The sequence below is a fragment of the Cellulomonas sp. HD19AZ1 genome (genome assembly GCF_004535805.1).
GTDB lineage: Bacteria > Actinomycetota > Actinomycetes > Actinomycetales > Cellulomonadaceae > Cellulomonas > Cellulomonas iranensis.
In genome coordinates, this window is sequence record NZ_SPHX01000001.1 from 670,049 (window position 1) to 685,091 (window position 15,043).

Consider the following 15,043-nt stretch of genomic DNA (forward strand, 5'->3'; position numbering starts at 1 on the left):
AGTCCCACGTTCTGAGACGGCGGCGCGCCTAGCGTCGAGGGGGAGACGACACGCCCGCCCCCGTGACGAAGAGGTCGACCCATCAGCTCCGCCACCGCCGCCGCACCCCCGCACCCGTCGGACGACCGCCGGCGCGGGAGAGCCCTCCCGCGGGCGGAGCGGCTGCGGCGCCCCAGCCGGTCCACCGTGGGGCTCGTCGTCGGGCCTGCGCTCGCGGTGCTCGTCGCCGTCGTCGTGCCCGACATGCCGGCCGCGGCCGCGGGCATGCCCGACCACGCCGGCGCCGTCACCGCCGCGACGCTCGTGCTCATGGGCGTGTGGTGGATGACCGAGGCGCTGCCGCTCGCCGTCACCGCGCTGCTGCCGCTCGTCGTGCTGCCCGTCGCGGGCGTCGCACCCGTCGCCGACGTCGCCGCGCCGTACGCGAACAAGGTGATCTTCCTGTTCCTCGGCGGGTTCGTGCTCGCGATCGCGCTGCAGCGCTGGGACGTGCACCTGCGCATCGCGCTCGGCGTCGTGCGCCTCGTCGGCACCGCGCCGCGCCGGCTCGTGCTCGGCATGATGGTCGCCACGGCGCTGCTGAGCATGTGGGTGTCGAACACCGCGACCGCCGTGATGATGCTGCCGATCGGGGTGTCGGTGCTGACGCTGCTGAGCCGCGAGCGCGGCGAGGTCGACCGGAGGCTGTCCGCCGCGCTCATGCTCGGCATCGCGTACGCCGCGACCATCGGCTCGTTCGGCACGGTGATCGCGAGCCCGCCCAACGCGCTGCTCGTCGGGTACCTCTCGGAGACGTACGGCATCGAGATCGGGTTCGGCGAGTGGATGGCCGTCGGGCTGCCGCTGTCGGTCGTGTTCCTGCTGCTCGCGTGGCTCGTGCTCACGCGCGTCGTGTTCCGCGTCGACCCCGCGCCGCTGTGCGAGGACGACTCCGTGGTGCGCGCCGAGCTCGACCGGCTCGGGCCCATGGGCCACCCGCAGCGGCGCGTCGTGGCGGTGTTCGCGCTCGCCGCGACGTCGTGGATCGCGCTGCCGCTCGTGTGGCGCGGCACCCCCGTGACGGACGAGGTCGTGGCCGTCGTCGTCGCGGTGCTGCTGTTCCTGCTGCCGTCGGGCGAGCCGTGCGGCGGGCGGCTGCTCGACTGGTCGGACACGCGCGACCTGCCGTGGGGGATCCTGCTGCTGTTCGGCGGCGGGCTCGCGCTCGCGTCGCAGATCACCGCGTCCGGGCTGTCGGTGTGGATCGGGGAGCGTGCCCACGGGCTCGGCGGGCTGCCGACGTTCGTCGTCGTGGCCGTGGTGTGCGTGCTGACCGTCGCGATGACCGAGTTCATGTCGAACACCGCGACCGCCGCGACGCTGCTGCCGATCATGAGCACCGTGGGCGTCGCGCTGGGCCACGGCCCGCTGCTGCTGGCCGTGCCGGTCGCGCTCGCGGCCGGGTGCACGTTCATGATGCCGGCCGCGACGCCGCCCAACGCGATCGCGTACTCCTCGGGGTACGTGCGCGTGCCCGACATGGTGCGCGCCGGTGCGCCGCTGAGCGTCGCGTCCGTCCTGCTCGTCACGCTCACCGTCACGACGCTCGCCACCTGGGTCCTGCGCATCGGGGCATGACAGGCTGGGCACGGGCGCCGGAGCCGTCGCCCGTCGCGTACGAAGGAGTCGCATGAGCGCAGTGCCCGCCCCGTCCGTGCCCACCCCCGTCGCACCCGCCGCCGTCGCGCAGGCCGCCGTCACCGCCGACCCCGAGCTCGCGCACCGCGCACGCCGCCGCACCGTGCGGCTCGTGGACCCCGCCGGGCGTCCGCTCGCCGGTGCGTCCGTGCGCGTCGAGCAGCGCGGCCACGCGATCGCGTTCGGCTGCATCGGCTTCGACGAGACCGAGCGCGCGTGGCGCCGCCTGTCAGGACGCCCGCCCGCGCCGGGCGAGGACGAGCTGCTCGACCGGCTCGACGCGCTGTGGTTCGACGTGTTCGACACCGCGACGCTGCCGTTCTACTGGGGCACGTTCGAGCCCGAGCGCGGCCGCACGCGCACCGCCGCGCTGCGCGCCGCCGCCGAGCACTACGTGTCGCGCGGCGCGCGCGTCAAGGGGCACCCGCTGGTGTGGCACACGGTGGCGCCGCGGTGGCTCGAGCCGCTGCCCGACGACGAGGTGCTGCGGCTGCTGCGCGAGCGCGTGCGCCGCGACGCGGGGGAGTTCGCCGGGCTCGTCGACACGTGGGACGCGATCAACGAGGTCGTGATCATGCCGGTGTTCGACAAGGACACCAACGCCGTCACGCGCGTCGCCGCGACGCAGGGCCGCGTGCCGATGGTGCAGCTCGCGTTCGACGAGGCGCGTGCCGCGAACCCCGCGGCGACGCTGCTGCTCAACGACTTCGACATGTCGGCGGACTACGAGCACCTGGTCGAGGAGTGCCTGGCCGCGGGCGTCCGCATCGACGCGCTCGGGCTGCAGTCCCACATGCACAAGGGCGCGTGGGGGCGGGACAAGACGCTCGACGTGCTCGAGCGGTTCGGCCGGTTCGGCCTGCCCCTCCACCTCACGGAGACCACGATCCTGTCGGGCGACCTCATGCCGCGCGACATCGTGGACCTCAACGACCACCGGGTCGAGCGGTGGCCGTCGACGGCCGACGGGCTCGACCGGCAGGCCGAGGACGTCGTCGCGCACTACCGTGCGCTCGTCGCCGACCCGCGCGTGCAGGCCGTGACGTACTGGGGGCTGTCCGACCACGGCATGTGGCTGCACGCGCCGGGCGGCCTGGTCACCGAGGACGGCACGCCCAAGCCCGCGTACGACGCGCTGCGCGGCCTGGTGCGCGGCGACTGGTGGCTCGCGCCGACGACCGTCACCGCCGACGCGGACGGCCGCGTGCAGGTGCAGGGCCTGCCCGGGCGGTACGCGGTCGAGGCAGGTGGCGCGTGGCACGACGTCACGGTCGAGGAGGGCGACGACGCGGAGACGCTCGTGACCGTGCGGTGACGCGCCGCGGGAGGCGTGCGACGGGCGGGGTGCCGCGGCGCGCGGTGAGGCGCACGTCACGCGCGTCGGACGTCGAGCGGGCTCACGGCGCGGTCGATGCTCGTCGTATGCCCCCCGCACGCCCGCGGCTCGTCCGCGACCGGCTCACCGTCGGCCTGTACGCACCGTTCACCGTGTGGGGCTGGATGCTGTACAGCTTCAACCCGTCGGTGCCGCTGCTGGCCGACGAGCTCGACATCACCGCCGCGCAGGCCGGGCTGCACGGCACCGCGATGGCCGTCGGCGGCCTGCTCGCGGCGCCGTTGACCCCGCGCGCCGTGCGCGGGCTGGGACGCCGCGGCGCGATCGTCTCGGCGACGCTGCTGCTCACCGTCGGGGTCGCCGGGCTGCTGCTCGGGCCGACGCTCGCGTGGACGCTGCCCGCGATGGTCGTCGCCGCCGTCGGCGGCAACGTCATGATCGCCGCGACGCAGGTGGGGCTCGCCGAGCACACCGGACCCGCGGCGTCCGCCGCGATCACCGAGGCCAACGGCGTCGGGTCGTCGGTCGGGCTGGTCGGGCCGCTCGCGGTGGGCGCGGCCGTCACCGCCGGGTGGGGCTGGCGGCCCGGCGTCGCGGTGACGATCCTGCTCGCGGTCGTCGCGGCGACGCTCGTCGCGCGGCTGCCGGTCTCCGCGTCGCTGCCGGGGCTGCGCCGTCGCGGCCGTGCCGCGGGCGCGGCGACGGGCTCGCCGGCGGGCTCGACGACGCCCGCGGTCGCCGACGTCGTGCCCGAGGGCACCGCGCCCGGCGACGGCGCGACGCTCCCGGCGGTCGTGCCCCCGGCCCGGCGGCGGCCCGTCGGCGCCGCCGCGCTGTTCCTCGTCGCGGTCGTCGCGGCCATCGCGCTCGAGAACGCCACGACCTACTGGGCCACCGACCTCGTGCTCACGCAGACCGGCGCGGGCGCGGGCATCGCGACCGCGACCACCGCCGGCCTGGTCGCGGGCATGTCGGCGATGCGGTTCGTGGTCGGGCCGCTGTCGCTGCGCATCCACCCGGCGCACCTGCTCGCGGCGTCGTTCGGCATCGCGATCGTCGGGTGGGCGGTGCTGTGGACCGCGACCGTGCCGGCCGTCGCGCTCGCGGGGCTGGTCGTCGCGGGCTTCGGCTACGGCGCGCACTACCCGCTGTCGATCTCGCTGCTGCTCGCCGCGTCGCCCGGCCGCGGGGACCGCGCGCAGTCGCACGCGACGCTCGCGGGCGCCGTCGCGATCGGCATCGCGCCGTTCCTGCTCGGCGCGCTCGCCGACGCGTTCGGCACGCACACCGCGTTCCTGCTCGTGCCGGTCGTCGCGGCCGGCGGTGCGGTCGTCGCGGTGCTCGGCGGGCGGGCCGTGCGACGCGACGTCGCGGCCTGACGGCAGACCCGCGCGGGCCCGCGGCGTCGGGCGACGCGCACGATCGGCACCGCGCCGACCTGGGAGGATGACCACGTGTCCCGTGCCGACGTCCAGCCCGTCACCGACCGCGACGACCCGCGACTGACCGACTACGTCGGCCTCACCGACGTCGCGCTGCGCCTGCGGGTCGAGGCGGCGAACGGCCTGTACATCGCCGAGAGCTCGACCGTCGTCGCACGTGCGCTGCGCGCCGGGCACCGGCCGCGGTCGGTGCTCATCGCGCCGCGCTGGCTGCCCGAGCTCGAGGCGGTGCTCGCCGACCTGCCGGGCGACGACGCCGTCCCCGTCTACGTCGCCGACGAGCCCGTGCTCGAGGCGATCACGGGCTTCCACGTGCACCGCGGCGCGCTCGCGGCGATGCACCGGCCCGCGCTGCGCCCGGTCGCCGACGTGCTGGCGGGTGCGCGCGACGGTGCCGGTGCGCGCCGCGTCGCGGTGCTCGAGGACGTCGTCGACCACACGAACGTCGGCGCCGCGTTCCGCTCCGCCGCCGCGCTGGGCGTCGACGCCGTGCTCGTGACGCCGCGGTGCGCCGACCCGCTGTACCGGCGGTCGGTGCGCGTGTCGATGGGCACGGTGTTCCAGGTGCCGTGGACGCGCATCGACCCGTGGCCCGAGGGCGTCGCGACGCTGCGCGACGCGGGGTTCGTGACGGCGTCGCTCGCGCTGTCGGACGACGCGATCACGCTCGACGAGCTCGTGGCCGACCCGCCCGAGCGGCTCGCGCTCGTGCTGGGCGCCGAGGGGCACGGGCTCAAGCCCGCGACCGTCGCGGCCGGGGACCTGACCGTGCGGATCCCCATGGCGGGCGGGGTCGACTCGCTCAACGTCGCCGCGGCGGCGGCCGTCGCGTTCTGGGCCACGCGGGTCTGAGACCGCCGGCTCGCGGCTGCGTCAGCCGATCGCGAGCCCGTCGACCACCTCGACGCCCGGTGCCCGCAGCAGCAGCGACCCGGGCAGCGCGACCTTCGAGCGGCGCACGCCGCTGCCGATGATCACGAGGTCGTCGCCGCCGACGGCCGCGTCGGCGAGCACGCGGTAGCCCGTCGGCAGGCCCAGCGGCGTGATGCCGCCGTACTCCATGCCGGACTCGGCGGTCGCGCGGTCCATCGGCAGGAACGACGCTTTGCGGACGTCGAGCAGTCGCTTGACGGCGTTGTTGACGTCGGCGCGCGTGGTCGCGCGCACGAGGCATGCGGCCGTGCGCTCGACGCCCTCGCGGCGGCCCGCGACGAGCACGCAGTTGACCGACGCGGCCAGCGGCAGGTCGTACGCGTCGGTCATCGCCGCGGTGTCGGCGAGGTCCGGGTCGATCGGCGTGACGACGACGGCGTCGGCGACGGCGGGCTCGACGGCGGCCCACCCGCTGATCGCGGCGTGCGTGCTCGCGGCCAGCAGGTCGGGGCGGTCGACGGCCCGATCCCAGGTGAGGGTCCCGAGTGCGGTGGTCATGCGCGGCAGGCTACCCGGCGTGCCTGACGCCGGGTCGGGCCGCTCGGTTCCGGCCCGGCCGGCTCAGGCGGCCCGGTCCGCGTCGTGCGGGCGGTGCACGTGCGTCCGGGCGTGCGCGAGCGCGGCGTCGAGGTCGTCGAACACGTGCTGCTCGGGCCCGACGGCCGCGAGCACGCCCACTCCCTCGGCGAGGCGCCGGTGCTCGGGGCGCAGGCCCTTGAGCAGCACGACGACGCCGCGGCGGCGCAGGTCGGTGACGATCTCGGCCAGCGCGTTGGCGCCGCTCGTGTCGAGGACCCGGACGTTGCCCAGGCGCAGCACCACGACGCGCACGTCGGTCACGAGCGCGAGCTCGTCGAGGAACTGCCGCACGTCGGCGAAGAACAGCGCACCGTCGATCCGGTACACCGCGATGTGCTCGTGCAGCAGCGCGCGCTCGGTGTCGGCCGTGACCTCGTCCTCCGACGTGCCCGGCAGGGGCTCGCGGTGCAGGCCGCTGCTGCGGGCCACGGCGCGCAGCGCGAGCACCGCGGCGACCGCGACGCCCACCTCGACGGCCATGACGAGGTCGAACACGATCGTCACCGCGAGGGTCACGCCGAACACGAGCGCGCCCGCCCGGCCCGACCGGCAGATCGCGCGCGCGGTGCCCAGGTCGACCATGCGCGCGGCCGTCACGAGCAGCACCGCGGCCAGCGCGGACAGCGGCACGCGCCCCACGAGCGGTGCCGCGAGGTACACGATCGCGGTGAGGACGCCCGCGTGCACGAGCGCCGCGACGCGCGTGCGCGCGCCCGAGCGGACGTTGACGGCGGTGCGCGCGATGGCGCCGGTCGCGGGCAGGCCGCCGAACAGGCCCGACGCGACGTTGGCGACGCCCTGCCCGAACAGCTCGCGGTTGGGCCGCGTGCGCCCGATGTCGTCGGCCATGCCGTCGGCGACCCGCGCGGACAGCAGCGACTCGAGCGCCGCGAGCGCCGCGACGGCCAGCGCCGACGAGAACAGCGCGCTCGTGGTCTCCAGGTCCACGACCGGCAGGTGCGGTGCGGGCAGGCCGCCGGGCAGCGCGCCGATGCGGTCGACGTCCAGGCCGCCGACCTCGGCGACGAGCGTGGCCGCGACGACCGCGACGAGCGAGGCCGGCACGCCACGGTGCAGACGCGGCAGCACGACCATGACGGCGATCACGAGCGCGACGAGCGCGAGCGGGGCGACGGTCCGGCCCCAGTCGACGTCGGCGAGCGTGCGCAGCGCCACGAGGCCGGCGTTCTCGCCCTCGGCGCGCGGCGTGTCGAGCGCGAGCGGCACCTGCTGCAGCGCGATGACCACGCCGATGCCGAACGTGAAGCCCTCGACGACGGGCCACGGGATGTACGCGACGAGCCGGCCGATGCCGAGCGCGGCCGCGAGCACGACGATCCCGCCGGCCATGATCGCGACGACCGGGACCGTCTCGGCGCCGTGGCGCGCGACGACGGGCAGCAGCACGACGGTCATCGCGCCCGTCGGGCCGCTGACCTGCAGGTGCGAGCCGCCGAGCACGGCCGCGACGGCCCCGGCGACGACGGCGGTCACGAGGCCCGCGGCCGCACCGAGGCCCGAGGACACGCCGAACCCGAGCGCGAGCGGCAGCGCGACGATCGCGACCGTGAGCCCCGCGAGCAGGTCCTGACGCCACGAGCGCGGCAGGTCGGCGTAGTCGGTGCGGCGCGGCAGCAGGTCGCGCAGGCGCGCGACGGTGGTGGGCGGCGTCGTGCGGGCGGCGGGCGCCGGGGAGGTCGGCACGGTCACGGCTCAGGCCTCCGTGGTGCGGGCGCGGGCGGGCCGGGTCGCGGCGGGCGTTGCGTCGCCGGCGGCGTCCGGGACGTCGTCGGCGGCGCCGTCGAGCAGGTCGCGGTGGTGGGTCGCGGCGTCGACGAGCACGGCGCGGGCGGCGGCGAGCATGTCGGCGACCGCGGGCAGCGCGAGCGCGTAGTGCACGGCGTTGCCGCTGCGGCGCGCGGTGACGACTCCCGCGCGGCGCAGCACCGCGAGGTGCTGGGACAGGTGCGAGGCCTCGAGGCCGAGCTCGGCGAGCAGCTCGCTGACCTGGCGGTCGCGCTCGACCAGGAGCTCGAGCGTGCGGACGCGCACGGGGTGGGCGAGGGCCTTGAACAGGTCGGCCTTGACCTCCGCGAGGGGGCGGTCGACGCCGAGGGCGTGCAGCGGCACGGGGATGCTCCGGGATGACGGGTTGATGGATCCGTCAAACCGTACCCCTGTCCACGGGCGGTGCTCCGGGACCTCTCTCGGGTTCACCCGGCGCCGCCGGGGTCACGGCCCGCGGTCGGATTGACACCTCCACGGTGTCAGCGTCTACTGGCATCATCGAACACGTGTTCGATCCGCGGGTCGGGCGCCCGTCGTCGCCAGGGGGCCGGCGGCGCGCGTCCGACCCCACGGACGAGCCGGTCGATGGTGGTGCGAGACGAGGGGTGGGAGCAGCGTGACGGGGACGAGCACCCTCGAGCGGGTGGCACGCGCGCGTGCCGCGCTCGCGGCCGCCGAGCGGCGGACGGGTGCCCGCAGCGTGCTGACCGGTGAGCTCGCGGTCGGCGGGACCGTCGCGGCACCGTCCCCCGCGGCGCGCGCGGCCGCACGCTCGACCGGCGCGCGCTCGACGGCCCCGGGCGCTCCCGCGTCCGCGCCTGACCCGGCGGGGGAGACGGCCCCTGACCTGCCCGGGCGCGCCGCGGCGCCGACCGCGCGCGTCGTCGCGTCGCCCGCGGCCACGGAGCCCCGGGGCGACGTGCACGACGTGCTGCGCGAGCGGGCCGAGCACCTGGCCGGCGTCCGCCCGGTGCCCGACGGCGCGCCCGCGTCCGCACCGTCGTCCGCCGTGCCCGCTGCGTCCGCTGTGCCCGCCGTTCTCGCTGAGGACGCGCCGACGCGCCGCACGTCGCTGCTCACGAGCGAGCGTCCGCCGCTGCCCGTGCCTCCGCCCCTCGCGGACCTGCTGCCCGACGGCCTGCGCCGCGGCGCGACCACCACCGTGCTCGGCTCGACGTCGCTCGCGCTCGGCGTGCTCGCGCACGCGTGCGCGTCGGGTGCGTGGGCGGTCGCCGTGGGGCACCCGCGCCTCGGGCTGCTCGCCGCCGCGCAGGCTGGCGTCGACCTCGCGCGGTTCGCGCTCGTGCCGGACCCCGGGCCCGACGCCGCGACCGTGCTCGCGGCGCTCGTCGACGGCATCGACGTCGTGCTCGTCGGCCCCGACGCGCCCCTCGCCGACGCCGACCGGCGCCGCCTGTCCGCCCGCGCGCGCGAGCGCGGCGCCGCCCTCGTGACGACCGTCGCGTGGCCCGGCGCGCACGTCGTGCTCGAGGCCGGCGCGGCCCGGTGGTCGGGCGTCGGCGTGGGCGACGGGCGGCTGCGCACGTGCGCGCTCACGGTCCGCCGCACCGGCCGCGGCAGCGCGGCCGTCCCCACGTCCGCCGACGTCGTGCTGCCGTTCGCCCCGCCCGGCGAGCATGTGCCGGCCGGACCCGTGCGTCGCCGCACCCCGGCGGCCGGCGGACTGCGGCTGGTCGGATGAGCACGCGCACGACGGTCGTCTGGGTGCCCGACTGGCCCGTGGTCGCGGCGATGACGGCCGACGAGGTCCCCGTCGACGTGCCGTCCGCGGTGCACGACGGCCGACGCGTCACCGCCGTGTCCGCGCTCGCGCGCGCCGACGGCGTGCGTCGCGGCATGCGCCGCCGCCAGGCGCAAGGCGTGTGCCCCGAGCTCGTGCTGCTGCTCGCCGACGACGCGCGCGACGCGCGGCTGTTCGAGCCCGTCGCGGCCGCGACCGAGACCGTCGTCGCGGGCGTCGAGGTCGCGCGGCCCGGTCTGCTGCTGCTGCCCGCGGGTGGGGCGTCGCGGTACCACGGGTCGGAGGAGGCGCTCGCCGAGCGGATCGTCGACGCGGTCGCGCGCGCCACCGGGCACGAGTGCGGCGTCGGGACGGCCGACGGGCTGCTCGCGGCCGTGCTCGCGGCGCGCAGCGGGGCCGTCGTCGAGCCCGGCGCGTCGGCCGTGTTCCTCGCGGCGCACGGCGTCACCGAGCTCGTGCACGCCACGACCGGGCCCGAGCAGGCCGTCGAGGTCGCCGCGCTCGTCGACCTGTTGCACCGCCTCGGGCTGCGCACGCTCGGGGCGTTCGCGGCGCTGCCGGCCCCCGACGTGCACGCGCGCTTCGGCCGCCGCGGCATGTGGGCGCACACCCTGGCGCGCGGGCTCGACGAGCGGCCGCCCGCGCGGCGCCGCCCCGAGGCCGACCTCGAGGTGAGCGCCGACCTCGACCCGCCCGTCGACCGCGTCGACACCGCGGCGTTCGCGGGGCGCCGGCTCGCCGAGGAGCTGCACGCCGACCTCGTCGCGCGGTCCGTCACGTGCGGGCGCCTGCAGGTCGCGGCGCGCACCGACGACGGCACCGAGCTGGTCCGCACGTGGCGCACCGACCTGGGCGGGTGGGGCGCGCTCGCGGCCGCGCGCATCACCGACCGGATCCGCTGGCAGCTCGACGGGTGGCTCACGGCGTCGGCCGTCGCGACCGCGCGCGACCGGCGCCGCGAGGTCCGCGAGCAGGAGCGCGCAGCCGGCCGCACCCCGGGGCGTGGCGGCGCGGACGAGCGGGACGTCCCCGCCGACGTCGACCACCTCGACGACGTCGCTCCCGTCGCGCTCGTGCGGCTCACGCTGACCGCGCTCGACGTGGCCCCCGCCGGGGCCGAGGCCCCGCAGCTGTGGGGCGGGCCGTCGGGCGGCGACCTGCGCGCGCACCGCGCGCTCGAACGCGCGCAGAGCATCGTCGGCGGGGCCGGTGTGCTCACCGCGACCCTGCAGGGTGGGCGCGACGTGCGGGACCAAGTGCACGTGCGGCCGTGGGGCGAGCAGAGCGACCCGCCGCGCCCGGTCGACCGGCCGTGGCCCGGGCGGCTGCCCGACCCCGCGCCCGCGACCGTGCTGGTCGACCCCGTGCGCGTCGACGTCCGCGACGTGCGCGGCGAGCCCGTGCGCATCGACGCCCGCGGCCTGCTCAGCGCGCCGCTCGGGACCGTGCGGGTCCTCGCGCCCGGCCCTGACGAGCCCGCCGCGGGCCGTCGTGCGCCCGGTGGTGCGCGTGACGGCCTGGGCTCGCGCGAGGGCCGGGGCGCACGCGAGGGTCGGGGAGCGGACGCACGCGCCTCCGACGGCGCGCGGGTGGTCACCGGCTGGGCCGGGCCGTGGCTCCTGACCGACCGCTGGTGGGCCCACCCCGGCACACCGCCGCGCGTGCGCGCGCACCTGCAGGTCGCGTTCGACGACGGGGGAGCCGTGCTGCTCACGCACGCCGACGGCGCCTGGACCTGCGAGGCCGGGTATGACTGAGCGACCCGTGCCCGGCGGGCCCGACCGCCGCACCGCGCCCGACGGCACCGCGCCCGCCCGCACTGTGCCCGCTGGCACCGCGCCCACTCGCGCGGCGCCGGACCGCGCCGCGTGGCCCCCGCGGTACGCCGAGCTGCACGCGCACTCGGCGTTCAGCTTCCTCGACGGCGCGAGCCAGCCCGAGGAGATGGCGGCCGAGGCCGCGCGACTCGGCCTGTCCGCGCTCGCGCTCACCGACCACGACGGGCTGTACGGCGTCGTGCGGTTCGCGCAGGCCGCGCGGTCCGTGGGGCTGCCCACGGTGTTCGGCGCCGAGCTGCACCTGCCCGCACCCGACCCGCGCCGCCACCCGCGCGAGAAGCGCCCCACCCCCGGCCCGCCCGTGCTCGACGCCCCCACGGGCGTGCCCGACCCGCGCGCGTCGCACCTGCTCGTGCTCGCGCGCGGCCCCGACGGGTACCGCGCGCTGTCCCGCGCGATCGCCGAGGGGCACCTGCGCACCGGGCGCAAGGGCGCCGCCGAGTACCGGCTCGAGGAGCTCGCCGAGGCCGCCGCCGGGCAGTGGCTCGTGCTCACGGGCTGCCGTAAGGGTGCCGTGCGGCGCGCGCTCGCGGGCGGCGACCCGTCGGGCGTGCTCGGCGTCGCCCCGGGCGGGCTCGACGCCGCGCGCCGTGAGCTCGACCGGCTGGTCGCGCTGTTCGGGCGCGACAACGTGGCCGTCGAGACGACGATGCACGGCGACGCGTACGACACCGACCGCGCCGACGCGCTCGCCGAGCTGGCCGCGACCGCGGGGCTGCCGCTCGTCGCGACGGGCAACGCGCACGTCGCGACCGAGCGCGACGCGGACCTCGCGCAGGCGCTCGCGGCCGTGCGCGCGCGCTCGTCGCTCGACGACCTCGACGGCTGGCTGCCCGGCGGGCCCACCGGGTACCTGCGCTCGGCCGTCGAGATGCTGCACCTGCACCGGCGGCACCCGAGCGCGGTGGCCGCCGCGGCGGACCTCGCGGCGGAGTGCGCGTTCGACCTGTCGCTCGTCGCGCCGAACCTGCCGCCGTACCCGGTGCCGCCCGGGCACACCGAGGCGTCGTGGCTGCGCGAGCTCGTGCGGCGCGGCGCGCACGAGCTGTACGGCCCGCCGGACGCCGAGCGCGTGCCCGGTGCGTACGCGCAGCTCGAGCACGAGCTGCGCGTCATCGAGGACCTCGGGTTCCCCGGGTACTTCCTCGTCGTCTACGACCTGGTCGACTTCTGCCGGCGGAACGGGATCCTCGCGCAGGGGCGCGGCTCGGCCGCGAACTCGGCGGTCTGCTACGTGCTGCGCGTCACCGCGGTCGACGCGGTCGCGCACGGGCTGCTGTTCGAGCGGTTCCTCGCACCCGAGCGCGACGGGCCGCCCGACATCGACGTCGACATCGAGTCCGCGCGCCGCGAGGAGGTCATCCAGCACGTCTACGCGACGCACGGCCGCGCGCACGCCGCGCAGGTCGCCAACGTCATCTCCTACCGCCCGCGCTCGGCGGTGCGGGACGCCGCGCGCGCCCTCGGGTACGACGTGGGGCAGCAGGACGCGTGGAGCGGGTCGATCGAGCGGTGGGGGAGCCTGCGCGGGCAGGAGAAGCCGAGCCCGTGGTGGCACCTGACGCGCTCGGGGCCGGTCGGCCCGTCGCACGAGGTTCCGGGCCGCCCGACGGCCGACAACCACGACGTCGTGCCCACGCACCTGCCGCCGTCGGCCGCGGAGTCCGAGGACATCCCGGAGCACGTCATCGACCTGGCCGAACGGTTCCTGCGGCTGCCGCGGCACCTGGGCATCCACTCGGGCGGCATGGTGATGTGCGACCGGCCGGTCATCGAGGTGTGCCCCGTGGAGTGGGCGCGCATGGAGGGCCGCACGGTCCTGCAGTGGGACAAGGAGGACTGCGCCGACGCGGGGCTCGTGAAGTTCGACCTGCTGGGGCTCGGCATGCTCACGGCGCTGCGGCTCGCGTTCACCGAGGTGCGCAAGCACGAGGGCGTGACGCTCGACCTGCACGGCCTGCCGCACGAGGACCCCGCGGTGTACGCGCTGCTGTCGGCGGCCGACACGGTCGGCGTGTTCCAGGTGGAGTCCCGCGCGCAGATGGGCACGCTGCCGCGCCTGCGGCCCGAGAAGTTCTACGACATCGTCGTGGAGGTCGCGCTCATCCGGCCCGGGCCCATCCAGGGCGGGTCGGTGCACCCGTTCATCAACCGGGCCAAGGGCCGCGAGAAGGTCACGTACCTGCACCCGCTGCTGGAGAAGTCGCTCGGCAAGACGCTGGGCGTGCCGCTGTTCCAGGAGCAGCTCATGCAGATGGCCATCGACGTCGCCGACTTCACACCCGCCGAGGCCGACCAGCTGCGCCGCGCGATGGGCTCGAAGCGGTCGATGGAACGCATGGAGGCGATGCGCGAGCGCCTCATGGCGGGCATGGCGCGCAACGGCATCGAGCCGGACGTGCGCGAGCAGATCTTCGACAAGCTCAAGGCGTTCGCGGACTTCGGGTTCCCCGAGTCGCACGCGTACTCGTTCGCGTTCCTCGTGTACGCGAGCTCGTGGCTCAAGGTGCACCACCCCGCCGCGTTCTACGCGGGTCTGCTCGCGGCGCAGCCCATGGGGTTCTACTCGCCGCAGTCCCTCGCCGCCGATGCGCGCCGCCACGGCGTCGAGGTGCTGCGCCCCGACGTGCAGGCGTCCGACGTGCTCGCGGTCGTCGAACGCGTCGGGCCCACGCCGCCGGGTGGCGAGCCGCCGCTCGTGCCGATGCCCAGCGGCACGGGGCCGGTGCGTGAGCCGGGCGTCCGCACGGGCGCTGCGGGCGGTGCGCCGCGGTCGCTCGCGGTGCGGCAGGGGCTCACGCAGATCCGCACGATCGGCGAACCGGTCGCGCGGGCGCTGGTCGACGAGCGCACCGCACGCGGCCCGTTCGTCGACCTGCACGACCTGGTGCAGCGCGTGCAGCTCACGACCGCGCAGCTCGAGGCGCTCGCGACGGCCGGTGCGCTCGAGGGCATGGGCGTCGACCGGCGCTCGGGCCTGTGGGCGGCGGGTGCGCTCGCGCAGGAGGGCCCCGACACGCTGCCCGGCGTCGCGGTCGGCGTCAAGGCCCCGACCCTGCCGGGGCTGTCGGACGTCGAGGTCGCGACGGCCGACGTGTGGGCCACGGGCGTGTCGGTCGACTCGTACCCCACGCAGTTCGTGCGCGACGGGCTCGACGAGGCGGGCGTGCTGCGCGTCGAGCAGGTGTTCCGCACCGAGGAGGGGCGGCGCATCGCCGTCGCGGGGGTCGTCACGCACCGGCAGCGCCCCGGCACCGCGCAGGGCGTGACGTTCCTGTCCCTAGAGGACGAGACGGGCCTGCTCAACGTCGTGTGCTCCGCGGGCCTGTGGCAACGGTTCCGCCGCACCGCGCGCACCGCCAAGGCGATGGTCGTGCGCGGGCGGCTCGAGAAGGCCGACGGCGCGACGAACCTCGTCGCCGAGCACCTCAGCCCGCTGTCGTTGAAGGTCCGGAGCCGGTCGCGGGACTTCCAGTGACGGCGTCTTCGCCCGGGATCGGCGGGCGTGATGGCGGTGCGCTGCGAGACCGGGCGCGTGACGAGCACGGACGACCGGCGCGACGACGACGCCGCTCGACCGCGGTGCCCGGTGTTCGACACCTGGCTGGTGGGCGCCACCGAGGGCTGGTGAATGGCCCGCATCTCTTTGGCACCACCGGAGTCGGGGTTACCCATGCCGGTGTGCCCC

Annotated in this window: 10 protein-coding genes; 7 read left to right on the forward strand and 3 right to left on the reverse strand. The window is 76.9% G+C overall.

From position 1 onward, the window contains the following. Nucleotides 1–186 precede the first annotated feature (186 nt). From E4A51_RS03060 to E4A51_RS03075, 4 genes are all read left to right on the forward strand, one after another. Nucleotides 187–1,617, forward strand: a complete 1,431-nt coding sequence (locus E4A51_RS03060; protein WP_134850820.1) for a DASS family sodium-coupled anion symporter — start codon at nucleotides 187–189, stop codon at nucleotides 1,615–1,617. A gap of 52 nt (nucleotides 1,618–1,669) precedes the next feature. Continuing rightward, nucleotides 1,670–2,992 (forward strand): endo-1,4-beta-xylanase, encoded by a 1,323-nt coding sequence (locus E4A51_RS03065; protein WP_134850821.1) that lies wholly within the window; start codon nucleotides 1,670–1,672, stop codon nucleotides 2,990–2,992. A 107-nt stretch (nucleotides 2,993–3,099) separates the two neighbouring features. After that, nucleotides 3,100–4,392 carry a sugar MFS transporter gene (locus tag E4A51_RS03070; RefSeq protein ID WP_134850822.1) on the forward strand — a complete coding sequence of 431 codons (1,293 nt, stop codon included), beginning with the start codon at nucleotides 3,100–3,102 and terminating at the stop codon, nucleotides 4,390–4,392. A gap of 75 nt (nucleotides 4,393–4,467) precedes the next feature. Further along, entirely contained in the window at nucleotides 4,468–5,307 is an 840-nt protein-coding gene (locus E4A51_RS03075; RefSeq protein WP_134850823.1) for an RNA methyltransferase, read from the forward strand. 21 nt (nucleotides 5,308–5,328) lie between these two features. Here E4A51_RS03075 and E4A51_RS03080 read toward each other — a convergent pair whose 3' ends face one another. The 3 genes from E4A51_RS03080 to E4A51_RS03090 all read right to left on the reverse strand — a co-directional run bounded on the left by E4A51_RS03080 (nucleotide 5,329) and on the right by E4A51_RS03090 (nucleotide 8,097). Continuing rightward, a complete protein-coding gene (locus E4A51_RS03080) occupies nucleotides 5,329–5,886 on the reverse strand; it encodes a YbaK/EbsC family protein (RefSeq protein ID WP_070319807.1) in 558 nt (185 codons plus the stop codon). Between the two features lie 63 nt (nucleotides 5,887–5,949). Continuing rightward, the gene (locus tag E4A51_RS03085) at nucleotides 5,950–7,677 is read right to left on the reverse strand and encodes a SulP family inorganic anion transporter (RefSeq protein WP_370297442.1); all 1,728 of its coding nucleotides are present in this window, start codon (nucleotides 7,675–7,677) and stop codon (nucleotides 5,950–5,952) included. Between the two features lie 3 nt (nucleotides 7,678–7,680). Next, a complete protein-coding gene (locus tag E4A51_RS03090) occupies nucleotides 7,681–8,097 on the reverse strand; it encodes a metalloregulator ArsR/SmtB family transcription factor (RefSeq protein ID WP_134850824.1) in 417 nt (138 codons plus the stop codon). Between the two features lie 274 nt (nucleotides 8,098–8,371). Between E4A51_RS03090 and E4A51_RS03095 the strand changes: the two genes are divergently transcribed. The 3 genes from E4A51_RS03095 to E4A51_RS03105 are packed head-to-tail and all read left to right on the forward strand — an operon-like array spanning nucleotide 8,372 to nucleotide 14,833. Continuing rightward, a complete protein-coding gene (locus E4A51_RS03095) occupies nucleotides 8,372–9,457 on the forward strand; it encodes a hypothetical protein (RefSeq protein ID WP_134850825.1) in 1,086 nt (361 codons plus the stop codon). After that, entirely contained in the window at nucleotides 9,454–11,274 is a 1,821-nt protein-coding gene (locus E4A51_RS03100) for a DNA polymerase Y family protein (RefSeq protein ID WP_134850826.1), read from the forward strand. Before E4A51_RS03095 ends, E4A51_RS03100 begins: the two co-directional genes overlap by 4 nt. Continuing rightward, complete coding sequence (locus E4A51_RS03105) at nucleotides 11,267–14,833, forward strand: error-prone DNA polymerase (RefSeq protein WP_240696351.1); 3,567 nt, start codon at nucleotides 11,267–11,269, stop codon at nucleotides 14,831–14,833. The genes E4A51_RS03100 and E4A51_RS03105 overlap by 8 nt, the downstream gene beginning before the upstream one ends. Nucleotides 14,834–15,043: the final 210 nt, after the last annotated feature.

Coding starts and splice junctions, on each gene's coding strand:
- E4A51_RS03065 (WP_134850821.1), top strand. CDS start 1,670: ATGAGCGCAGTGCCCGCCCCGTCCGTGCCCACCCCCGTCGCACCCGCC.
- E4A51_RS03070 (WP_134850822.1), top strand. CDS start 3,100: ATGCCCCCCGCACGCCCGCGGCTCGTCCGCGACCGGCTCACCGTCGGC.
- E4A51_RS03080 (WP_070319807.1), bottom strand. CDS start 5,886: ATGACCACCGCACTCGGGACCCTCACCTGGGATCGGGCCGTCGACCGC.
- E4A51_RS03100 (WP_134850826.1), top strand. CDS start 9,454: ATGAGCACGCGCACGACGGTCGTCTGGGTGCCCGACTGGCCCGTGGTC.
- E4A51_RS03105 (WP_240696351.1), top strand. CDS start 11,267: ATGACTGAGCGACCCGTGCCCGGCGGGCCCGACCGCCGCACCGCGCCC.